This is a genomic window from Lactococcus allomyrinae (assembly GCF_003627095.1).
GTDB lineage: Bacteria > Bacillota > Bacilli > Lactobacillales > Streptococcaceae > Lactococcus > Lactococcus allomyrinae.
The window spans coordinates 131,482-154,270 of the sequence record NZ_CP032627.1; the positions used below are offsets into that span (position 1 = coordinate 131,482).

Sequence of the window (22,789 nt, forward strand, 5' to 3'; positions counted from 1 at the left end):
TGTGATTGAAAAACAAAGAATAAATAAGGTCATCGTCGTTGAAGGACGTGATGATACAGCAAATCTTAAAAGATATTTTGATTGTGATACGTATGAGACGGGTGGAAGTTCGATTGATGAAGAAGACGTTGAACGTCTCAAAAAATTGCATGAAAAACGAGGAATTGTTGTCTTTACTGACCCAGATTTTCAGGGGGAGAGAATTCGTAAAATCATCATGCAGGCGATTCCAACCGCAGAGCACGCTTTTTTAAATCGTGACGAAGCGCGTCCTAAAGGAAAAGGTTCACTTGGTGTTGAACACGCCAAGTTTGACAATCTTCAAAAGGCGCTGACAGGAGTGTTAGGCGGTAAAAGTTTACTGACAGAAAATCTGTCAGCACTGACACAAATAGATTTGATGAAATTTGGCTTGGTGATGGGTGTTGCTAGCCGTCGTCGTCGTGAATTTCTTTGTGAACAACTACGGATTGGCTATGCTAATGGTAAGCAATTGCTTAAACGTTTGAATATGTTTGACATTAGCTTTGAAGAGGTAGAAAAAGTGATGAACGGATTTGATGAAACCATCAAATAAAAAATACTGTGAAAGATATTTTTCACAGTATTTTTTAATTTAACTTAGCAAGTGCTGCTTTACTAACATTGGTGGGGTCCCCACTAATGAAGTAATCACTTCAAAATCAGGGCAACAATAACACCTAAAATAGCACCACCTCCAACTTGAATAGGAGTGTGTCCAAGTAATTCTTTTAAGTCCTTGTCAATATTGACACCAAGATTTTCCAAAATTATATTGATGAAATGAGCTTGGTGACCAGCTTGCCTGCGGATTCCTTGAGCATCATACATGACGACAAAAGCGAAAACCGTTGCAATCGCAAAGAGTGCAGAGTTAAAGCCGTATTCCAATCCGACAGATGTCGCTAAAGCAGTGACTAGACTACTATGAGAGCTAGGCATTCCACCAGTCGCAAAAAGAAGCTGCCAATCTAACTTATGAAAACGAATTAAGTCAATTAAAATTTTTATGATTTGGGCCAAAGCCCAACTGACGATTGCTGTCCATAAAATGTGATTCTCTGCGATTTGCGTGAAAAATTGCATCAGTTTCTCCATGAATTTCTTTTTTATATAAGTTTACCATGTTCAATAGACAATTTGATAATGATTTCGTGAAAATTTGATTGAGATTGCTGATAAATTATCAGAAGTGAACAATCTTGTGGATTTTTGGTATAATATTTTTATGACAAATACTGATATTGACCGCATCTCAAACATCATTCGCACGCAAGACATTTTGCGGCGTCATGATTTCAATTTTAAGAAAAAGTTTGGACAAAATTTCCTGACAGACCATAATATTTTGTCGAAAATCACACAAACAGCAGAACTTTCAAAAGAAGTTAATGTCATCGAAATTGGTCCTGGTATAGGTTCTTTGACACAGTATTTGCTTGAAGAAGCTCATGAAGTAATGGCGTTTGAAATTGATAAAACATTGATTCCAATTCTCTCTGAAACCCTTGCTCCTTATGATAATTTTACTTTGGTTAATGCGGATATTTTAAAAATTGATTTGATGGCAGCTATCCAGAATTTCAAGAATCCTAATCTGCCCATTAAAGTTGTCGCAAACCTGCCTTATTATATTACAACACCTATTTTGATGCACTTGATTGAGAGCAAAATTCCTTTTGCTGAATTTGTCGTGATGATGCAAAAAGAGGTGGCAGATAGGATTGCAGCGAAGCCGAATAGTAAGGCTTATGGCTCCTTATCTATTGCGGTGCAATACTATATGGAAGCAAGTGTTGCTTTTGTTGTGCCACGTACAGTTTTCATTCCTGCACCAAATGTGGATTCTGCGATTTTAAAAATGGTACGAAGAAGATCACCACTTGTTGAGGTCAAAGATGAAGCGTGGTTTTTCAAGACGATGCATAGCAGCTTTGTCCATCGCCGTAAAACTTTGATGAATAACCTTCAGGCTGCTTTTGGTAAAGAAAACAAAGCTGAAATTGAGCAATATTTGCAAAAAGCTGAAATTTCGCCATCTATCCGAGCAGAGGCACTCTCGATTGCTGATTTTGCGAAGTTGGCGGACGCTCTATTACCCTTAAAAAATTAATTGAGTTCAGAGCGCTTGAAATCTGTGAAAAAAGATAAAATGTTCCAATGACCTTTGCTCATCTCCACATTTTTCTATCTCCGTAGTGTAACTACTACGTTGTCCACTGGTTTAGGCTGCTTTCGTGCAAAGAACTAAATGGCATTTTTCAAACTTTCAGTACAGTCGGGTTCACATCTTAATTGAGTTCAGAACGCTTGAAATCAGTGGAAATAGATAACTTCCAGAGCCGTGCCGTTGCACGAACCCGCAATTTCCTAATTTTCATGATTTCAAATCAAGTTCTCTTCACATCTTAAAAGAAAACGCTAGTCAAATCTAGTGTTTTTTGCTAGAATGAACTTGAATGAAAGAGAGTATGAGTATGAGAATTGAAAATCTAAAAGCAAAAATGGCACGTGAGAATCTGGATAGTTTGCTTATTACAGATATGAAAAACATTTACTATTTGACAGGTTTTTCAGGAACAGCTGGAACAATTTTTTTAACTAAAACAAGAAATATCTTTATGACTGATAGCCGTTATAGCGAGATGGCGCGTGGTATTATCAGTGGCTTTGAAATTATTGAAACCAGAGATGCTATCAGTATGCTGACAGAATTGTCAATCGCTGACCAGGTCAAAAATGTAGGCTTTGAAGATACAGTGGACTATGCTTTTTTCAAAAGATTATCAGGAGCAACTCCTCAAATGGAGCTTTTTGCTACGACAAATTATCTGCTTGAATTACGTCAAATTAAAGATAGTTCAGAGATTAGAACGATTCAAAAAGCGTGTGAAATCGCTGATGAAGCATTTAGTGAAGCACTTAAATTTATTGAACCGGGTCGCACAGAAATTGAAGTTGCTAATTTTCTTGACTTCAAGATGCGTGATATGGGAGCAAGCGGGATTTCATTTGATACCATTGTTGCGAGTGGTAAAAGAAGCAGCTTGCCGCACGGTGTTGCTACTCATAAAATGATTGAATTTGGGGATGTGGTAACCATTGATTTTGGCTGCTATTATGAGCATTACGCAAGTGATATGACACGGACAATTTTCGTAGGCTCAGTTGATGAGAAAATGGAAGAAATATATCATACGGTGCAAAAGGCGAATCAATTGTTGATTGAGCAAGCAAGGTCTGGGATGACTTATGCAGATTACGACCGTGTTCCGCGGGAAGTGATTGAAACAGCAGGTTTCGGAAAATATTTCACACATGGTATTGGACATGGATTAGGATTAGATGTTCATGAAATTCCTTATTTCAGTCAAGCGATGCTAGAGCCAGTTTTGCAAAGTGGAATGGTTGTCACAGATGAACCAGGGATTTATTTACCAGAATTTGGAGGTGTCAGAATTGAAGATGATCTTCTAATTACTGACAATGGCTGCGAGGTGCTGACAAAAGCACCTAAAGAGCTTATCGTTATTTGAAAAAACGCCCATCTTGTGATAGAATAAGATGTTAAATCCTGTCATTTCCCTTTTTTCGTGTGTAAAAATTCTGTCAGTACACTGACAGAAAAAGATAGAGCTGACAACTTTGGAAGTGGCTTAAAAATGACAGAATATCTAAATTTAAAATATTAGGAGATACATAAACAATGGTTTTAGCAAAAGATCTTAAATCAGGTATGACATTTTTGAACGGAGATAAACTCCTTCGTGTTATGGAAGCAAGCCATCACAAACCAGGTAAAGGCAACACCATCATGCGTATGAAACTTAAAGATGTACGCTCAGGTTCAACTTTTGATGACACTTATCGCCCTGAAGATAAATTTGAACAAGCAGTTATCGAAACAGTAAATGCTCAATATCTGTACCAAATGGATGATACAGCATTTTTCATGAACAATGAAACTTATGACCAATATGAAATTCCAGTTGAACAAGTTAAAGATGAATTGCTTTATGTCCTCGAAAACACTGACGTAAAAATCCAATTTTACGGTACAGAAGTGATTGGGATTCAACTTCCAACAACTGTCATTCTCGAAGTTACTGAAACACAACCATCAATCAAAGGTGCAACTGTTACAGGTTCAGGTAAACCAGCAACAATGGAAACAGGTCTTGTAGTTAACGTTCCAGACTTCGTTGAAGTAGGTACAAAACTTGAAATTAACACAATGACAGGCGAATATTTGAAACGTGCATAATGATTAAGTTCTGTCAGTACTGACAGAACTTTGTCAGTTCATTTTGTAAACAAAATTCATTAAAAATCCACTTACTTACCCTAATACTGTTTAACTTTTAAGCCTACGGCTTAAGAGTTAAAGTTTGCGTTTCACGCAAACTTCTTATTTGCAAGGCAGTAAAATTGTTAGATGAGCTAGTATGAAAAAAGTGGAAGAGAATTTGAAAAGACAAAAAGATGAGAGATGTTCTGCAAGAGCAAAAAATCTAAATTACTTTTATTATTTTAGATATTGAGGAACATCAATCTAATACTGTTTAACTTTTAAACCTATGGCTTAAAAGTTAAAGTTTGCGTTTCACGCAAGCCACTTCTTGCGCTTGACACACTGCGTCAAGGTTGCGAATAAGAAAAGCACAGCTTTTCTCTTTCGTTGCAAGGCAGTATATCTGCAGTAAAATTATTAGATGAACTAGTATAAAAAGAGGAAATCAATATGGCAGAAAAAACTGTACATTCTGAAGAACTTGGTGATATTGTCATTGCTCCCGAAGTTCTTGAAGTTATTATTGGCATTACAACAGCCAAAATCGAAGGTGTTTATGCGCTCCGTAATAAACGTTTTTCAGACCGACTTGGTAAGAAAAATGAAGGACGAGGGGTTTACATTGACTCGAAAGATGATAAAGTTACTGTTGACATCTATGTTTACCTCACATATGGCGTGAGTGTACCAGCAGTTGCTGCAAAAATTCAAAAAGAAGTGAAAGAAGCAGTCGCTCAAGCCACTGAAATTATAGTTGATGAAGTGAATATCCATATTGTGGGTGTTGTAACAGAAAAACTTCCAAAACCAGCGCTTGAAGATTTGTTTGACGAGGGATTTTTTGATGCCTAAGACGCTCAATCAACATCAAATTCGTAGACGTGCTGTGCAAGCGTTGTTTAGCTATAAAGTTCAAAATGACATGGCAACAACTGTTGTTAGCGAATTTCGTAAAAACGTAGAAAGTCTTGAAGCAGCTTTAGCGCAACCCATTCGTTTTGAAGTCGAATATAGAGATGAACGCATTACGGTTCGTAAATTTCCAAAGCAACTTTCTAAACCATTAGAAGCTATTGCAGGAATTTATGACATTCTTGGTGTGGCAAATGTTGAAAAAACAGCAGTGACCAAAGCAATGACTTTCATGCGTGATTTTGGTGGTTTCACGAAAAAAATGAATGAATATGATGCTAATGATTTGTTCAAAGGCATCATGGCAAATTTGAACCTTGTGAAATTGTTCCAAATTGACCTTGATGAAGAGCTACCTACAGCACCAAAAGTTCTCGAGTTTTTGCGTGATTTACCGCAAGATTCAACGAGTGAACAAGCACTTGCTACTTTCAAAAAGACGTTTTCGATGCTTCATGAAAATATTCTGGAGAAGTATACACTTGACTTATTTACCCCAGTTCAACTACAAAATGAATTGGATGAAAAATTGAGTCAAGCTGAACTTAAAGCTCAAGCTCAAACGAATGAATTGTTGAGAAAAACAAAAGTTTTTGTACTCAACTATGATAATGATGCCCCAGAAGCTATTGAAGCGCCTGAATACTTTACCACTTTGGTTGATGGTATCCTTGCAAACTCAACTACGCTTGAGGTAGAACTTTCAAAATATTTAGCAAAAAATTGGTCCTTTGTGCGCTTAACTTTAGTTGAGCAAAGTCTCCTTTTAGTTGCTGCTTATGAAATCATGTTTACAGATACTCCAGATGTTGTCGCAGTCAATGAAGCAATTGAACTTTCAAAAGATTTCAGTGATGAAAAGTCAAGCCGATTTGTCAATGGCGTGTTGACTAATTTGGTTAAATGAGATTTAGCTTTCCTCTATGGGGCAATATATTGATATAAAATTCCAATCAGTTTTCTCTGGTTGGTTTTTTTAATACAAAACATGTAAGAAAAGTAATAGAATGACATAAAAATGTTCCAATGTGAATAAAGGATTATTTTTTCTGAAAACTCACAATAAATATTGGCATATTTTTCCTAAATAATATATAATGAAATTGTTAGAAAACGTTTTCTTTTCATGAATTTCACATCATTTTTATACTAGTTTATCCTTGATTTTTGTAAAAAATTATCAGATGAACTACAGACAAACTGTTTTGTAGTGAGTGGGAAAGCGAAACTTTTCTTATTTGCAGTCTTGATGCGCTGCATCCAACGTTAAACAGTGTCAGGAAATAAACGGAGTAAGGAGTACAAGATGGCGGAAAAATTTTCAATAAAACCGCATGGCTCTGTGCCATATCATACAGGAGTAGCCATTCCTGTCTTTTCTCTCAGAACGGAGCACTCAAGTGGGGTGGGACAGTTTTCTGACCTCAAGCATTTAGCAGATTTTACAAAAAAATCGGGTATGGATGTCATCCAACTCTTACCGATTAATGATACAACAACATTTATGGACTGGAGAGATTCCTATCCCTATCGTGCGATTTCTGTATTTGCTCTTCACCCTATTTACTTGGATATTCATGCTTTTCTAGCACAATACACCCAAGCTCAAAAAGATGAATTATTAGAAGCAGAAGCTGAGCTTAATCAAAAAGAAGAGATTGATTATGAGAAAAGTTTGGCTTTAAAATGGAAATATGCAAAGATTATTTACCATAAAATAGCGGAAAAAGTAAAATTAACGGCAGATTATCAGACTTTTTACAACTCAAGAAAATCATGGTTAGAACCTTATGCAGCATTTTCATATTTGCGAGATAAGAATAAAACTGCTGATTTCATAAGTTGGAGAGGTTATCCCCGTTATACGACCAAGACTTTTGGAGCACTGAGTCGTGATGAAAAAGTTGCTCAGGAGTTAGATATTTACATCTTTATCCAATATCTTTTGCACACCCAATTATTAGATGCGGTGAACTATTGTCATGAGCTGGGGATTGCCATTAAAGGAGATATCGCAATTGGTATTGCTCATGATTCAGTAGATGCTTGGACAAATCCAGAGCTCTTTAATCTAGAAATGCAGGCAGGTGCACCGCCAGATGTTTTTGCAGTAAATGGACAGAACTGGGGATTTCCAACTTATAACTGGGATAAAATGGCACAAGACGGATATGCTTGGTGGAAAGAGCGAATGATTGCAATGGCAGAGTATTTCGATGCCTATCGTTTAGACCATGTTTTAGGTTTCTTTCGTATTTGGGAAATGCCTAAAGGGAGCGTTCGAGGCTTATTAGGGCAGTTTTCACCTGCTTTAGCGTTAACTACAGAAGAAATAGAAAACACTTATGGGATTCCACTTCGTGCATGGGGCGTGGAACGATTTACTCAACCTTTTATTAAAGATTGGGTGATTGATGAGATTTTTGGACGGGATAATAGAGATTTTATTATTCAGCAGTATCTTCAATACAACAAATATGGAAATTACATATTAAAAACTGAATTTGATACTCAAAAGAAGGTTGAAGTAGCAGATCTTGAAGATTGGGTAAGAGATGGTCTGTTTACCTTGCACGAAAATGTCATTTTTCTTCCCGACCATAAAAATCCAGAACTTTATCATCCTAGGATAACACTAATGTCCACCATTAGTTTTAGAGAATTTGGTCAAGCATATCAGCAACGTTTAGAACATTTGTATAATGATTATTTTTATGGAAGAAATTATGATTTTTGGAAAGAACGTGCCTATGAAAAGCTTCCAGCAATCAAGAATTCTACTTCAATGTTAGCCTGTGGGGAAGACCTCGGTATGGTGCCAGACAATGTACCAGATGTCATGTATCATTTAGAAATCTTACGATTAATTATTGAACGTATGCCAGCCGATGACAGTTTTGTCAATGGTTTACAGTATGCACCGTATTTATCAGTAGTCACTACTTCAAGTCATGATACCAGTCCTTTACGCGCTTGGTGGGAAGAAAATCGGGAAGTGACGCAGCGTTACTACAACGAAATCATGGGTTGGTGGGGAGAAGCTCCCTATGAAGCTACACCAGAGATTATTCAAGAAATTATCAAACGTAATCTTAATTCAGATGCGATGATGGTCATTTTGCCATTACAAGATTGGCTCGCGACAGATGGAAATATAAGAAATAAAAATGCTCATGCAGAGCAAATCAATATTCCTTCAAATCCTTTCCATTACTGGCGTTATCGTTTGCATCTCTCACTTGAAACACTGGCAAAAAATAATGAATTCACAGAATTTTTATCAGACTTTATCGCTGATTCTAAGCGAAAAACTTGGTAAAATCATCAATTAATACTTAAGGTAAATCTAAGAAAATCCAAATTACCTCATTTTCTTACCTATTCCGATTAAGCAGAATTAACTCAAATTTATATCATTTGTATTTAGAAGTGTTAAATTATAAAATAATAAGAAGTTAGTAAAAAAATTATTAAAAAGCTTATCAAAAAATGGAGGTTCCATTATGGGAATTGAAATGCTCGGTCTTATTCTTGCTGGCGGTCAAGGGACTCGCTTGGGTAAGTTGACTAAAGATGTCGCAAAGCCTGCTGTACCGTTTGGTGGACGTTATCGTATTATTGATTTTGCTCTTTCGAATTGTGCAAATTCAAATGTGAAAAATGTAGGTGTTATCACACAGTACCAACCTCTTGCATTAAATGCACATATCGGAAATGGAGCACCGTGGGGACTCAATGGTGTAAATAGTGGAGTTACAATTCTTCAACCTTATTCTTCACAAGAAGGTTCTAAATGGTTTGAAGGAACTTCGCACGCGGTTTATCAAAACATTGCATATATTGACCAACAGAACCCTGAATATGTCCTCATTCTTTCTGGAGACCATATTTATAAGATGGATTATGAAGCAATGCTTGAGAGTCATAAGGAACGTGGAGCGAGTTTGACAGTGTCAGTCATGGAGGTTCCAATTGAGGAAGCAAGTCGTTTTGGTATTATGAATACAGATGAAAATGACCGCATTATTGAGTTTGAGGAAAAACCCAAGGAGCCGAAATCAAATCTAGCTTCAATGGGGATTTATATTTTCAACTGGCAACGTCTTCGTGAAGTTTTGGTCAACGGTTATGCAAAAGGAAACCCAATGGAAGACTTTGGTGGAGATGTCATTCCGGCTTATATTGAAGCGGGAGAAAATGTGTTTGCCTATCGGTTTAAAGGTTACTGGAAAGATGTTGGTACGATTGATTCACTCCATCAATCCAATATGGAATTTCTTGATATTCTCAATAATGAACTGGATATTACAGACAAATCGTGGCGGATTTACTCACGAAATGATATTTCGGCACCGCAATTTATCACAGATAAAGCAGAGGTTAAGGATGCATTAGTGGGAGATGGTTGTTACGTCAATGGTGCAGTTCATCATTCCATCTTATCTCAAAATGTTCATGTTCAAGAAGGAACAACGATTGAAGATAGTTTTATCATGTCAGGGACATTTATCGGTGAAAATGTAGTGATTAAAAATGCAATCATCGGTGAAAATGCAAAAATTGGTGATAATGTGGAAATCATTGGAGAAAACGAAGTTGCGGTGATTGGTCACGGAGAAGTGAAAGGGGAAAATAAAAATGAACAATAGTAACAAAATGTGTGCGCTGTTATCTAACGTATCATCAAGTCAAGCGCTACGCCCATTAACAGATGTACGTCCTATTGCAACTTTACCCTTTGATTGTAAATATCGTTTGATTGACTTCCCACTTTCTTCATTATCAAATGCCCATGTGGATAATGTGTTTATGACTTTCAATGAAGGAGAAACACAATCCGTTTTTGACCATCTTGGTTCTGGATCTGAATGGGGACTTGATGGATTTAATAGTCGTTATTTTGTCTACATCCAACAGGATTTTGACCGTCTAAAAGAGCAAGGTAAGGCTTATTTTGCGCAACATCTTAACTTTTTGAAGAAGTCTAAAGCTCCGTACACGGTACTTTTGGGAAGTAAGTTTATTTGCAATGTTGATTTGAATGCTGTTCTCAAAATTCATAAACTTGCGGGTAAGGAAATCACAACGGTTTATAAAAAGGTTTCTCCGACTTTAGCGGCTGAATATGATACGATTCTTCGATTTGATGAAGAAGGAAAAATGAGTAACTGCTATACAAAGCAGCTGGAGAACCCTCAAGAAAAAGAAGCGCTCTGTCTTAATCTTTTTATTGTAAATACGGACTGGTTGATTGATTTTGTTCAAGAAATGCAGAATGCAGGTGAGATTGCTTCTATTGCTCATCTACTCAGAGCTCGTATGAAAGACTACGATGTGAATAGTTATGAATATACAGGATATATGAGTAACATCACAGACATCAAATCTTTCTACGATGCAAATATGGTGATGTTAGAACCTCAAAACTTCACATCATTGTTGTATAGCAGCCAACCTGTTCATACAAAGATTAAAAATGAAGTACCGACTTATTTTTCAAAAGATAGTAATGTCGTTAATAGTCAGCTTGGCTCAGGGTGTATCATTGAAGGAGAAGTCAAGGATTCTTTGATTTCGCGTGGTTCAAAGGTTCTCAAAGGAGCACAAGTTGAGTCAGCACTGATTTTCACAAGTAGCAAAGTTAAAAATGATGCTGTCGTGAAATATGCTATCATTGATAAAAATGCTGTCATTGAAAATGGAGTACAAATCATTGGTACTGCTGAAAAACCAGTAGTGATTCCTAAAGGTTCAGTAGTGACAGAAGACGTCATTGAGCTGTAATAGTATAAGTCAGCGCTGACAAAATTCTGTCAGCGCTGACGAATTATATTTTTGTTAAAATGATATTGAAGGTGTTCATAAACTTATTTTATCTTGACCTGAAATTATTATCTGATGAACTAGATAAAATGAAGTCAAGACGAAATTCAAGGCTTAGTGCTGCTTTATTCCCTACCTAAGAGGTAGGGGGATTAGCACGCACTTGCTTTGATAAAGTTTTTAAACACACTTACTGACAGAATAATAGATTTTCTGTCAGTTTATATGGTTGAATAATCGTCATTACAAAAGCTTTGTCAGTATACTGACAGATTGTCAATGAAAAAAGTGGGGAAACAAATGAAAATTTTATTTGCCGCAAGTGAGTGTGCACCGTTTTTTAAAACAGGGGGACTTGGCGACGTATTAGGTGCTCTTCCAAAAGAACTGGCCAAAAAGAATGAAACTTTGGCTGTTGCTGTCATTTTACCTTATTTTAAAAACGCGATGAAAGATGAGCATAAAGTGCTCCTAAAAGATGAATTTTACGATTTTGTAGATGTGGGTTGGCGGCATGAATATGTAGGTGTCAAGAGCTTGATGAAAAATGGTGTAAAATATTATTTTCTTGATAATGAACACTATTTTGGACGTGAAGAGTTATATGGCTACGACGATGACGGAGAGCGTTACGCCTTCTTTGATTTAGCCGTTTGTCATTTGCTTGAAAAATTAGACTTCATTCCTGATTTTCTCCATGTCAATGACTGGCAAACTGCCATGATTCCATTTTTGCTCAAAGAGAAATACAATTGGCGGAATGCTTATAGAAATATCAAAACCGTACTTACGATTCACAATATTGAATTTCAAGGGATTATGCAAGGAACAGCTTTGACAGAACTTTTTGGAATGGGGATGGAGCGTTATTTTGAAGGTGTTGTCCGTCATAATGATATGATGAATATGTTAAAGACAGGGATTCTTTATGCCGACCGTGTAAATACGGTATCACCAAGTTATGCACAAGAAATACAAACACCAGAATTTGGCTGTGGCCTTGAATCTGTCTTGAATTTTGTCCAAGGAAAAGTGTCAGGTATCTTGAATGGCATTGATTATGATGTCTATGACCCAGAAAAAGACACTCAAATTGCTTATCATTTTAATGCAGAAGATTTATCAGGTAAGACGAAAATGAAAGCCGCTCTTCAAGAGCGAGTGGGACTTCCAGTAAAAGAAAATGTACCGCTGATTGGGATGGTGTCGCGCTTGACTAATCAAAAAGGGTTTGACCTCGCGCTCACAGAGCTAGAGGAGATACTTCAAGGAGAGGTTCAAGTGGTATTGCTGGGGACGGGTTACCCTGAGATTGAAGAGGGTTTCCGATATTTTGCTTCGAAATATCCAGAAAAAATGTCTACAAATATCGCCTTTAATCTCCAGTTTGCTCAAGAAATATATGCAGGTTCGGATTTCTTCTTAATGCCTTCTGCGTTTGAGCCATGCGGTCTTTCTCAAATGATTGCAATGAGATATGGTACTTTGCCTATCGTCCATGAGATTGGTGGATTGAAAGATACTGTAAAACCTTACAATCCACATGAAAAGACAGGGACAGGATTTGGCTTTATTCATTTTGATGGACAAGTGTTATTGGATACTGTTAATCGTGCGATTGCCCTTTATCATAAAGAACCAGAAACAATGAAAAAAATAATTACAGCAGCAATGACAGAAGATTTTTCATGGGAAAGCAAATCTCAACAATATATCGAACTATATCAATCCATTGATTGATAACTTGTACGCAAGCGTTTGCATTTATTTGAGAAATTTGATAGAATTTTCATGTAACATTGAAAAATAAAATTGCTGAAAACAAATTTTAATAAAGAGGTGACATTTGAAACTTTCTAAAAAACAATTTAAGCAAGATTTTGAAGAAAGATTGACTTCAAAGTTTGCGACTGACATTACAAAAGCTGGAAGTCAGGAAAAGTACGCAGCGCTTGCATCTGTTGTAAAGCATTACTATACAAAGATTTGGGCAGATGATAACGACTATAAAGATGAAACAGGCAAGAAACAAGCTTATTATTTCTCTATCGAATTTTTACCAGGGAAAATGCTGAAATCAAACTTGCTCAATCTTGGTATTTTGAATACTGTAAAAGAAGCCCTTGCTGAGCTTGGAATCAATCTTGATGAAGTTGCAGAATCAGAACCAGATATGGCGATTGGTAATGGAGGACTTGGACGATTAGCAAGTTGTTTCATGGACTCACTCGCATCTACAGGACTACCTGCTAATGGAAATGGGATTCGCTATCGTTATGGTCTTTTCAAACAAAAAATTATTGATGGTTATCAAGTAGAGTTGCCAGATTCATGGTTGAATAATGGAAATCCTTGGGAAGTTCGCAGAGCGGATAAAGCTGTTGAAGTAAGATTTGGCGGAGAAGTGTGGCTTGAGGATGATGGTAAGGGAAATTTGTTACCTCATTATAAAAATCAAGAGCGCGTGCTTGCTGTGCCTTATGATACACCAATGGTTGGTTTTGAGAATACAACGGTTAACAATATGTGTTTGTGGCGTTCTGAAGTTCCGCAAGATTTGGACCCTAAATTTCAAAATCTGGAATATATGCGACAAACTTCAATGCTATCTGCTGAATTATATCCTGATGACTCGAATTATGATGGGCGTCTGCTCCGCTTAAAACAGGAATATTTCTTTGTTTCAGCAGGCTTGCAAAGAATTATGCGCCATTATAAATCAACACACAAAAAAGACGTACGTAACATCGCAGATTACATCGCAGTTCATATCAATGATACACACCCAGCACTTTGTGTGCCTGAGTTCATGCGTATTTTGGTAGATGAGTATGGAGTGGGCTGGAATCGTGCTTGGGATACGACAGTGAAAGTAATGTCTTATACCAATCACACGATTTTGTCTGAAGCGTTGGAAAAATGGCCCGAAGATATGGTAAAACATCTTTTGCCACGTATTTATCAAATTATTGTGGAAATTGACCGTCGTCGTACGGCTGAGCTTCTCCCTAAAATCGGTGCCACTTTGGTTCACAATACGCGTATTATCAGAGATGGACAAATTCATATGGCTCATCTCTCCATCATTGGTTCTCATTCAACAAATGGAGTGGCAAAACTCCACTCAGACTTGTTGAAAGATGTGGAATTGCATGATTTCTATGAAATTTACCCAGAACGTTTCAATAATAAAACAAACGGGATTGCAGACCGCCGTTGGATTCAGATTTCTAACGAACGCTTATCTGGTGTACTTGATGAAACAATCGGTACGTCTTGGCGTCATGATTTGAATGATTTGGTTAAACTTGAAGTTTACAAAGATGATGAATCAGTTTTGGAATGTTTGCAAGCGGCAAAATATGATGACAAGTTACGTTTAGCGGCTTTGATTAAGGAGCGTAATGGAATTGTTGTGAACCCTGAGGCTATCTTTGATGTGCAGGTTAAACGACTCCATGCATATAAACGACAATTATTGAATGTTTTACATATTCTTAAATTATATTTTGAGCTTAAAGATGAGCCTGAGTTGGATGTTGTACCACGTGTATTCATTTTTGGTGCGAAAGCTGCACCTGGATATCATTATGCAAAATCAATAATCAAGGCCATTAACGAGATTGCCAATATGATTAATAATGATAAAACGATTGCTGATAAGATTAAAGTTGTTTTTATGGAAAACTACAATGTAAGTCTTGCTGAACTGATTATTCCTGCTGCAAATGTAGGGGAACAGATTTCTCTTGCTTCAAAAGAAGCCTCTGGAACATCAAATATGAAGTTCATGCTCAACGGGGCATTGACAATGGGGACGTTGGATGGTGCAAATATTGAGATATTTGAGGCTGCAGGTGAAGGAAATAACTTTGTGTTTGGATTGACCAAGGATGAGGTTTATGAATATTACCGTAATGGAAATTATAATGCGCGTGATATTTATGAACAAAATCCGATTGTTCATCGTATTTTGGATTCGTTCATTGATGGTACCATTCCAAATATTAGTATGGAAGGACCTGAGATTTTTGACTCACTTACGACATATAATGATGAATATTTTGTTTTGCGTGACTTTAATGATTATGTTCGTGCCCAAAAGGAGCTTGAAACACTTTATCGTGATAAAAAAGCTTGGACTCAAGCAAGTCTGATGAACATTGCAAATGTTGGACGCTTCAGCTCTGACCGTACAGTAAAAGAATATGCAGATGACATCTGGCATATTAAGGCTAAAAAGTAAACTTATATTTTATACTCGTTCATCTTTAATTTTCTTCAAAAAATTAAGAATAATCAGCAGATATATGATATTATCTTGCAATAGTTGAGAAAGTATTGTTTTATGATAGTATATCAGGCACAAAAAACGATTTGTATGAGATGGAAACTTTAACAATATTAAGATGATTAGCTCAAAATATACTCTAAGTAGGTCTTGATTTCGTTAATAAAATCCAATAGGATTTTATCAGTGGCAACTGTAATGAGCGTGTCTGGTGCCGAATTTGCACCATTAAGTTGCGAAGCAATATCAGTCTGTTGTTGTTTTACAATGGATTGACTATAGTAGCTGAAGATTAGCGTATTTGTAGCGGTTTAGAGCTATAAAGTTGGGTGGATAATTTGTTGACGTATTTTATGAGAAATGGGTTATAATCATGAGAAGGCTCCTGTCAGAGTTTGACAGGGCTTTTCCTTAATATTTTTATTTCTGTCAGTACTGACAGAAGGTTTGGTCAGCAAATGATGTGCTTTGTAAGCTGGTAGGAAGTTTTTTCATTACGGACTATTGTGTTAAAATAAAAGTAAGTTGTAGAAAAATAATTTAGCAAAAATGAAATGAGAATAAACAATGTATTATTTTAATTCTTGGAATGATGATTATAAACAGCCTTTTGGTGCAATCAAAGTTGGACAAATCATGAAAGTTAATTTCAAGACAGATAAGGCAGGAGTGCAGGTCAAATTTGTCATAAGGCGCGATTTTGGAACGCGATATGAATTTGAGATGCAGCGGCTTGAAGAAGGGCATTTTAGTATTGCTGTGCCTTTTGATGTAGGCAAGGGGCTTTATTTTTACTATTTTGAGATTGAGGAGCCATCCGATTGGGGAACAATTCGCCATTTTTATGGTTGTTCTGGTCTTGGTGGTGAAGGGGTGCTTTATTCTAACGAAAATGATGTAAAACCTTATCAGCTTACTGTTTTTGATAAAGAAGATCCAGCGCCTGCTTGGTATCGTGATGCGGTGTTCTATCAGATTTTTCCTGACCGTTTTTATAACGGTAATGAAGAAGGGAAGATTAGTCATCCAAAACCTAACTCTTTTATCTATGGTTCAACTTCGGATACTCCTTTTTATGTTAAGGAAGAAAATGGAGATATTGCACGCTGGGATTTCTTTGGTGGCAATATTCGTGGAATCATCAAGAAAATTCCATATTTGAAAGAACTAGGCGTTAACGCGATTTATCTTAACCCCATCTTTTCAGGTACGAGCAATCATCGCTATGATACGAATGATTATCTTGAGATTGATACAATGCTCGGTGATGAAGCTGAGTTTAAGGAGTTGATTGGTTTACTTCATGATGAGGGAATGCATTTGATTTTGGATGGTGTGTTTTCTCATGTGGGAAAAAATTCACGTTATTTCAATATTTCCGGAAGTTATGGGGATGATGAAGGGGCAGCAAAAAATCCAGATTCTCCATATTTTAGTTGGTTTAAGTTTAATAATTATCCTTTCGATTATAAATCTTGGTGGGGAATCAAAGATTTGCCAGAGATTGATAAGGATAATGAGTCTTTCCGCGAGTTTATCTATGGTGAAAAAGAGTCAGTATTGACAAAATGGAATCAACTGGGAATTGATGGCTGGCGGCTAGATGTCGCTGATGAACTGCCAGATACGTTTATCAGAGGGATTAGAAAAAATCTGAATCGTTATTCTGATATGGTTTTGATAGGCGAAGTTTGGGAAGATGCTTCTAATAAGATTTCTTATGGAGCAAGGCGTGACTATATTCTTGGTGATAGTTTGCAAGGTTGTATGAACTATCCATTTCGTGACTTAATCATCAGTTTTTTAAATGGTCAAAGGACAACTGCTGATACAGCACATCATCTGATGAGCTTACGTGAGAATTATCCAAAAGATATTTTTTATAATAATCTGAACAATCTTGGGACACATGATACAGAGCGGATTTTGACGATGGTGGGTGAGGAAAACAATGCGCTTGCGATTAGTATGATGTTCAGTTTACCTGGCGTTCCTTGTATTTATTATGGTGATGAAGCTGCGCTGACAGGTGGAAAAGACCCAGAAAATCGGAAATATTTCCCTTGGAATGATATTCCAGCCGATACCTACAGCGCTTATCAAACTTGGGCAAAGAAACGCTTAAATGAAAAGAGTCTGCGTCATGGTGAGTTTTCAAGCTTTTTCACTGACAAACTACTCGGAATTTTGCGTTATACTGAATCGGAAATTTTTATCTACATCATGAATCCAACGCTGGACGAAGTAACGGTCAATCCAGATGAAATCACGTTTTTACAAGAGTTTGATTTCCTGTCAGCACTGACAGAATCATTGACAGGTTTAGTCATTTCCAGAAAATCTTTTACTGATTTAAAAATGAAACGCTAAATTCATATGAGTCTATACTAGACTGGTTTTAAAATAGTACACTTTATGAGCTATCCACTACAGTTTGTTTCACTTTGAAATCCAACAAATTTTATCAGAAAAATGAGTGCTTACTGACAGAAAAAATTGTTCTGTCAGTTTAATGCCTCCAAAGGAGGCAATGAATCAGCGGATAAAAGACTTATCAACTGGACTGGTAAGTCTGTCAGTATACTGACAGAAAAATTTTGAACGATTATTGTTATTTTGTCCAAAAAACTATTCAACTTTGAAAGTTCCGTATTGTAGTAGTTTATCCCTTATTTTTCAAAAAATCTGTATAGATGAAATTGTTTGACAACTTGACAAGTTGTATAGAAAACTTTATAATGTACTTTATGGAAAACTTAAATAAAACAGAAAAAACATTTTTCGGGCAACCACGAGGATTGCTAACGCTTTTTCAGACAGAATTCTGGGAGCGTTTTTCTTATTATGGCATGCGCGCCATTTTGGTTTATTACCTATATGCTTTGACGACTGCTGATAATGCTGGTCTGGGACTTCCCAAGACACAAGCAATGGCAATTGTTAGTATCTATGGTGCTTTAGTTTATCTTTCAACAATTATCGGTGGTTGGGTAGCCGATCGTTTACTTGGAGCCTCACAAACGATTTTTATTGGTGGTATTTTAATTACATTGGGGCACATTGCTTTAGCAACACCGTTTGGTCTGACTTCACTTTTTGTGGCTTTATTTTTGATTATTCTAGGAACTGGGATGCTCAAACCAAATATTTCCAATATGGTAGGACATCTTTACTCTAAAGAAGACTCCAGACGTGATACTGGATTTAACATTTTTGTAGTTGGAATCAACATGGGGTCGTTGATTGCGCCACTTGTCGTCGGTACAGTTGGTCAAGGAATTAACTATCATCTTGGTTTCTCTCTTGCCGCTATTGGTATGATTGTCGCACTCTTTGTTTACTGGTTCGGGCGGATGCGTCAATTTCCAGAAATTGGACGTGAACCATCAAATCCTATGGATGCAAAGGCAAAACGTAATTTTATTATTGGTTTAGTCATTGTTATAATTGTAGCCAGTCTTGCATTTTTCATGTTATATCAAGCAAGTCCAAGTAACTTCATCAATAACTTTATTAATGTTTTATCTGCGGTTGGAATTATTGTCCCTGTTGCTTATTTTGTAACAATGTTCAGCTCTAAAAAAGTAGAATCAGATGAACGCCGCAAATTGACTGCTTATATTCCGCTGTTTTTGTCTGCTATTGTTTTTTGGGCAATTGAAGAACAAAGTTCAACAATTATTGCAGTCTGGGGTGAATCAAGAACAAATTTGAATCCTACATGGTTTGGTGTGACTTTCCACATTGACCCTTCTTGGTATCAATTATTGAACCCACTTTTTATTGTACTCTTGACACCAATCTTTGTCCGTCTTTGGAATAAACTGGGTGAACGTCAACCATCAACCATTGTAAAATTTGGTATTGGACTTTTATTGACAGGTGCTTCATATCTGGTTATGACACTTCCAGGGCTTTTGAACGGTACAGCAGGACGTGTGAGCGCGCTTTGGTTAGTACTGATGTTTGCTATCCAAATGGCAGGTGAATTACTCGTGTCGCCAGTAGGTCTGTCTGTTTCTACTAAACTGGCACCCGTTGCTTTCCAGTCACAAATGATGGCAATGTGGTTCTTGGCTGACTCAACCTCGCAAGCGATTAATGCACAAATCGCACCTTTCTTCCGTGCTTCAACGGAAATAAAATTCTTTGGAATTGTGGGAGCGATTGGTATCGTAGTCGGAATTATCCTCCTTATCATCAAAAAACCAATTTTGAAATTGATGGGCGATGTCCGCTAAAAATAACTTTTAAAAAGCTGTCAGTACTGACAGCTTTTATTCATTCATTTATCACAAAAAATAATAAACATAGTGTTGATTTTGCTAAATATAATTGACAGTTCAATAATTTCTATCTGCGCTTACATAGTGTTAAAATGGAGTGTAACGTAATTTTAAATTAATTTCGCGGAGAATGTCTTATTTGACAGAATAATCTAATTTTTGAGGAGTAAAGCTTAACTATCATGAATGAAAGTTAATTGCTCATTATGATATTGCAATCTTAAAGCTTTCTCGTAATAGAGTTCTGTCAGCACTGACAGACATCTCAGCAAGTAAAAATGGAGGTATTATGTTTACCATTGAAAATCTCGCGCGCTTTCAGTTCGCGATGACGACGATTTTCCACTTTTTCTTTGTGCCTCTCTCAGTAGGGACAGTTTTCATGACAGCACTCATGGAAACAATCTATGTCAAGACTGGCGATGAAAAATGGAAAAAACGAACAAAATTCTTTGGGTCAATTATGCTCTTGTCTTTTGCCGTTGGGGTTGTGACAGGGATTATCCAAGAATTCCAGTTCGGTATGAACTGGTCTGAATATTCTCGTTATGTCGGAGATATTTTTGGAGCACCACTTGCAGTTGAAGCACTTCTCGCATTCTTTATGGAGTCAACCTTCCTTGGAGTTTGGATGTTTGGCTGGGATAAGTTAGGCAAGAAATTGCACAATGCTACACTGTGGATTGTGTTTGTCGGAACTTTCCTTTCATCTCTGTGGATTCTTGCAGCGAACTCTTGGATGCAAAATCCAGTCGGTTATGCCGTAAGAGGTGGACGTGCAACACTGATTAGCTTTAGCGCTTTGCTGACCAATCCTCAGACTATCTTAGAATTCGCCCATGTCACAACAGGATTTCTATTGACAGGTGGATTTATTACTGCGGGTATTGCTTGTTTCCAAATTCTCAAAAATAGAGAAGTGGATATGTTCAAGCCTGTTTTACGCTTAGGTCTCCTTGTGGCTTTGATAGCATCAGTAGGTAATTTTGTTGCTGGTGACCAACAAATGATTGAGGTTAAAAATTCTCAACCGATGAAATTTGCTGCGGCAGAAGGAGTAATGACAACCACTGAAAACCCAGCAGAATGGGCAATGGTCGGATTTTATAATCAAGCAGATAAGGAAGAAATTTTTGGTATCCATGTCCCTTATATGCTATCAATATTGACTTATCATTCTCCATCAAGCAAGAACCCTCCAATTCAAGGTGTTCAAGAGCTTAACAAAAAATTGGCAGAAAAATATCCCGAAGCTGCCAAGGAGTTGCATGGTAACTTTGTTCCGCCAATCAACGCACTTTTCTGGACTTTCCGTATTATGGCTGGTATCTCAATGCTAATGATTCTGTTGTCAGCTTTGGGACTTTTCTGGACACGGAAGAAAAAACCGTGGCTCTATGAAAATCGTCCTTGGTTGCACATCTATGGGTGGTTCCTTTATGCGCCATTTATCGCAATCACATCAGGTTGGCTAGTTACAGAGCTTGGTCGTTATCCTTGGACAGTTTATGGTTTGTTCACGATTCGTGACTCAGTATCTCCAAATGTTTCTGTTGGTTCACTAATTTTCTCAAACTCTGTTTATTTCCTACTCTTCTGCTTCCTTGGAAGTGTAATGATTTACTTTACTGTTCAGCGTATGAGAAAAGGAACAGAAGGTGCAGAAACAGCTTATGTTGAGTTAGATCCGTTTAATAAAGAATCTTTCAGCGTGCATGACACGCAAGATGAAGAGGAAACTTCAAAAGAAAATGAAGACAAGGAGGCTAATAAATAATGACAGGATTACAACTTTTCTGGTTTATCATTGTTGGTGTACTTTTTAGCGGATTTTTCTTCCTTGAAGGCTTCGACTATGGCGTAGGGATGAGCGCAATTACAATAGCAAAAGATAAACGTGAAATCGAGCAAACGATTGGTTCTATTGGACCAGTTTGGGATTTGAATGAAGTATGGCTTTTGACGGCTGGTGGTGCAATGTTTGCGTCATTCCCTTATTGGTATGCCTCACTGTTTTCAGGTTTCTACCTTGTCCTATTTTTGATTTTGGTTGGATTGATTTTCCGTGGAGTAACTTTTGAGTTCCGCCACCATGCTCATTCTGAAAAAGGGAAAATGTTTTGGACAAAAACACTTGGTGTAGCAAGTTTTGCTATTCCATTCCTTTTTGGCTTGATGTTTACAAGTATGATTCAAGGCGTTCCTATGGATGCGCATGGAAATGTATCTGCAACATTTACAACTTATGTGAATCCACTCTCAGTAGTTGGTGGTGTCGCTGTGCTTTTACTTGCTTGGCTTCATGGACTAAATTATCTTGCTTTGAAGACCGAAGGAGATTTACGTGCTCGTAGTGCTAAAGTAGCTAATATTTTGTACTTTGTACTTTATGCGGGTGAAGTCGTCTTTGCTGTATTGCTTGCCATTTTTACAGATTTCTTTGAAAAACATTTTGTCGGGACATTGGTACTCTTGGTAGCTATCGTTGTGCTAACAGTTGTTGCTCATTTGGCTGTACGTGCCAAAAAAGAAATGACAGCATTTATTGCTTCAGGTTTGACTTTTGTTGCATTAGTTGCCTTGATTTTTCAAGGAATTTTCCCACGAGTGATGATTGCAACAAACCCTGCACATAGCATTTTGATTAAAAATGCAAGCTCAACAGGTTATACTTTGACAGCAATGACGATTGTGACTTTGTGTATCTTACCTTTTGTTCTTGTTTATATTGGATGGACTTACTATGTCTTCAGAAAGAGAATCAAAAAATAACAAACTGAAAATTGATTTCAGAAAGCTGTCCTAGAGTTTTGACATTTTGGTGCTTGCGATTTGTGCTTGTTGCTTCAGCAACTTAGCAAAATCGACAGTGTAGCAAAGTGAGAAAGACTTCAGGGACAAGTGAGTTCATATCTTAAAATAACTGGTTAAGCCAGTTATTTTCATATCATGTTGTAAATTGTTATAATAATTTGATGATACTTTTTGTCAGTATACTGACAAAAAAATCAGAGAAGTTATTTCACAAGAAGTATCAAAAAATGTAGATTTCAGGAGAAAAAACTGTAAGTAAAAATATTTATTTTCTGACAGGATTTCTGTCCGTTCAATGTAATCAAGATTGAGCATTGAATCAAGAGTTTCAGCTCTTGTCAGTAATAAAAA

At 36.9% G+C, this 22,789-nt stretch carries 16 protein-coding genes; 15 read left to right on the forward strand and 1 reads right to left on the reverse strand.

Features of this window, described 5'->3' with window-relative positions; translation table 11 throughout:
* The first annotated feature begins 1 nt into the window (after position 1).
* A complete protein-coding gene (gene rnmV / locus D7I46_RS00695) occupies positions 2 to 577 on the forward strand; it encodes a ribonuclease M5 (protein WP_120771121.1) in 576 nt (191 codons plus the stop codon).
* A gap of 95 nt (positions 578 to 672) precedes the next feature.
* Here the strand turns inward: rnmV and D7I46_RS00700 are convergent, their stop codons facing one another.
* Positions 673 to 1,107 carry a divergent PAP2 family protein gene (locus D7I46_RS00700; RefSeq protein WP_120771122.1) on the reverse strand — a complete coding sequence of 145 codons (435 nt, stop codon included), beginning with the start codon at positions 1,105 to 1,107 and terminating at the stop codon, positions 673 to 675.
* 142 nt (positions 1,108 to 1,249) lie between these two features.
* On the opposite strand from D7I46_RS00700, the gene rsmA reads away from it, so the two are divergent.
* The 14 genes from rsmA to cydB all read left to right on the forward strand — a co-directional run bounded on the left by rsmA (position 1,250) and on the right by cydB (position 22,396).
* The gene (rsmA, locus tag D7I46_RS00705) at positions 1,250 to 2,134 is read left to right on the forward strand and encodes a 16S rRNA (adenine(1518)-N(6)/adenine(1519)-N(6))-dimethyltransferase RsmA (RefSeq protein WP_120773245.1); all 885 of its coding nucleotides are present in this window, start codon (positions 1,250 to 1,252) and stop codon (positions 2,132 to 2,134) included.
* 364 nt (positions 2,135 to 2,498) lie between these two features.
* Complete coding sequence (locus D7I46_RS00710) at positions 2,499 to 3,557, forward strand: aminopeptidase P family protein (protein ID WP_120771123.1); 1,059 nt, start codon at positions 2,499 to 2,501, stop codon at positions 3,555 to 3,557.
* A gap of 170 nt (positions 3,558 to 3,727) precedes the next feature.
* Positions 3,728 to 4,285 carry an elongation factor P gene (gene efp, locus D7I46_RS00715; RefSeq protein WP_120771124.1) on the forward strand — a complete coding sequence of 186 codons (558 nt, stop codon included), beginning with the start codon at positions 3,728 to 3,730 and terminating at the stop codon, positions 4,283 to 4,285.
* Between the two features lie 477 nt (positions 4,286 to 4,762).
* Positions 4,763 to 5,164: an Asp23/Gls24 family envelope stress response protein gene (locus D7I46_RS00720; RefSeq protein WP_120771125.1), complete on the forward strand. Its 402-nt coding sequence runs from the start codon at positions 4,763 to 4,765 to the stop codon at positions 5,162 to 5,164.
* Positions 5,157 to 6,131 (forward strand): transcription antitermination factor NusB, encoded by a 975-nt coding sequence (nusB, locus tag D7I46_RS00725; protein ID WP_120771126.1) that lies wholly within the window; start codon positions 5,157 to 5,159, stop codon positions 6,129 to 6,131. Before D7I46_RS00720 ends, nusB begins: the two co-directional genes overlap by 8 nt.
* A 399-nt stretch (positions 6,132 to 6,530) precedes the next feature.
* The gene (locus tag D7I46_RS00730; protein WP_120771127.1) at positions 6,531 to 8,543 is read left to right on the forward strand and encodes a 4-alpha-glucanotransferase; all 2,013 of its coding nucleotides are present in this window, start codon (positions 6,531 to 6,533) and stop codon (positions 8,541 to 8,543) included.
* Between the two features lie 184 nt (positions 8,544 to 8,727).
* Complete coding sequence (locus D7I46_RS00735) at positions 8,728 to 9,873, forward strand: glucose-1-phosphate adenylyltransferase (RefSeq protein WP_120771128.1); 1,146 nt, start codon at positions 8,728 to 8,730, stop codon at positions 9,871 to 9,873.
* Positions 9,863 to 11,008, forward strand: coding sequence for a glucose-1-phosphate adenylyltransferase subunit GlgD (gene glgD, locus D7I46_RS00740; protein WP_120771129.1), 1,146 nt, complete (start codon positions 9,863 to 9,865; stop codon positions 11,006 to 11,008). Before D7I46_RS00735 ends, glgD begins: the two co-directional genes overlap by 11 nt.
* Before the next feature lie 339 nt (positions 11,009 to 11,347).
* On the forward strand, positions 11,348 to 12,787 hold the full coding sequence (glgA, locus tag D7I46_RS00745) for a glycogen synthase GlgA (RefSeq protein ID WP_162930783.1): 1,440 nt from the start codon (positions 11,348 to 11,350) through the stop codon (positions 12,785 to 12,787).
* 106 nt (positions 12,788 to 12,893) lie between these two features.
* A complete protein-coding gene (locus D7I46_RS00750; protein WP_120771131.1) occupies positions 12,894 to 15,293 on the forward strand; it encodes a glycogen/starch/alpha-glucan phosphorylase in 2,400 nt (799 codons plus the stop codon).
* Positions 15,294 to 15,905: 612 nt separating this feature from the next.
* On the forward strand, positions 15,906 to 17,708 hold the full coding sequence (locus D7I46_RS00755) for a glycoside hydrolase family 13 protein (RefSeq protein WP_120771132.1): 1,803 nt from the start codon (positions 15,906 to 15,908) through the stop codon (positions 17,706 to 17,708).
* A gap of 377 nt (positions 17,709 to 18,085) precedes the next feature.
* Entirely contained in the window at positions 18,086 to 19,579 is a 1,494-nt protein-coding gene (locus tag D7I46_RS00760) for a peptide MFS transporter (RefSeq protein ID WP_120773246.1), read from the forward strand.
* 334 nt (positions 19,580 to 19,913) lie between these two features.
* A complete protein-coding gene (locus D7I46_RS00765; RefSeq protein ID WP_120771133.1) occupies positions 19,914 to 21,401 on the forward strand; it encodes a cytochrome ubiquinol oxidase subunit I in 1,488 nt (495 codons plus the stop codon).
* Positions 21,401 to 22,396 carry a cytochrome d ubiquinol oxidase subunit II gene (cydB, locus tag D7I46_RS00770; RefSeq protein WP_120771134.1) on the forward strand — a complete coding sequence of 332 codons (996 nt, stop codon included), beginning with the start codon at positions 21,401 to 21,403 and terminating at the stop codon, positions 22,394 to 22,396. Before D7I46_RS00765 ends, cydB begins: the two co-directional genes overlap by 1 nt.
* Positions 22,397 to 22,789 lie beyond the last annotated feature (393 nt).

Excerpts from the sequence above, each read along its gene's own strand:
- D7I46_RS00700 (WP_120771122.1), bottom strand. The coding sequence starts at position 1,107 with ATGCAATTTTTCACGCAAATCGCAGAGAATCACATTTTATGGACAGCA.
- rsmA (WP_120773245.1), top strand. The coding sequence starts at position 1,250 with ATGACAAATACTGATATTGACCGCATCTCAAACATCATTCGCACGCAA.
- D7I46_RS00710 (WP_120771123.1), top strand. The coding sequence starts at position 2,499 with ATGAGAATTGAAAATCTAAAAGCAAAAATGGCACGTGAGAATCTGGAT.
- efp (WP_120771124.1), top strand. The coding sequence starts at position 3,728 with ATGGTTTTAGCAAAAGATCTTAAATCAGGTATGACATTTTTGAACGGA.
- D7I46_RS00720 (WP_120771125.1), top strand. The coding sequence starts at position 4,763 with ATGGCAGAAAAAACTGTACATTCTGAAGAACTTGGTGATATTGTCATT.
- nusB (WP_120771126.1), top strand. The coding sequence starts at position 5,157 with ATGCCTAAGACGCTCAATCAACATCAAATTCGTAGACGTGCTGTGCAA.
- D7I46_RS00730 (WP_120771127.1), top strand. The coding sequence starts at position 6,531 with ATGGCGGAAAAATTTTCAATAAAACCGCATGGCTCTGTGCCATATCAT.
- D7I46_RS00735 (WP_120771128.1), top strand. The coding sequence starts at position 8,728 with ATGGGAATTGAAATGCTCGGTCTTATTCTTGCTGGCGGTCAAGGGACT.
- glgD (WP_120771129.1), top strand. The coding sequence starts at position 9,863 with ATGAACAATAGTAACAAAATGTGTGCGCTGTTATCTAACGTATCATCA.
- glgA (WP_162930783.1), top strand. The coding sequence starts at position 11,348 with ATGAAAATTTTATTTGCCGCAAGTGAGTGTGCACCGTTTTTTAAAACA.
- D7I46_RS00755 (WP_120771132.1), top strand. The coding sequence starts at position 15,906 with ATGTATTATTTTAATTCTTGGAATGATGATTATAAACAGCCTTTTGGT.
- D7I46_RS00760 (WP_120773246.1), top strand. The coding sequence starts at position 18,086 with ATGGAAAACTTAAATAAAACAGAAAAAACATTTTTCGGGCAACCACGA.
- D7I46_RS00765 (WP_120771133.1), top strand. The coding sequence starts at position 19,914 with ATGTTTACCATTGAAAATCTCGCGCGCTTTCAGTTCGCGATGACGACG.
- cydB (WP_120771134.1), top strand. The coding sequence starts at position 21,401 with ATGACAGGATTACAACTTTTCTGGTTTATCATTGTTGGTGTACTTTTT.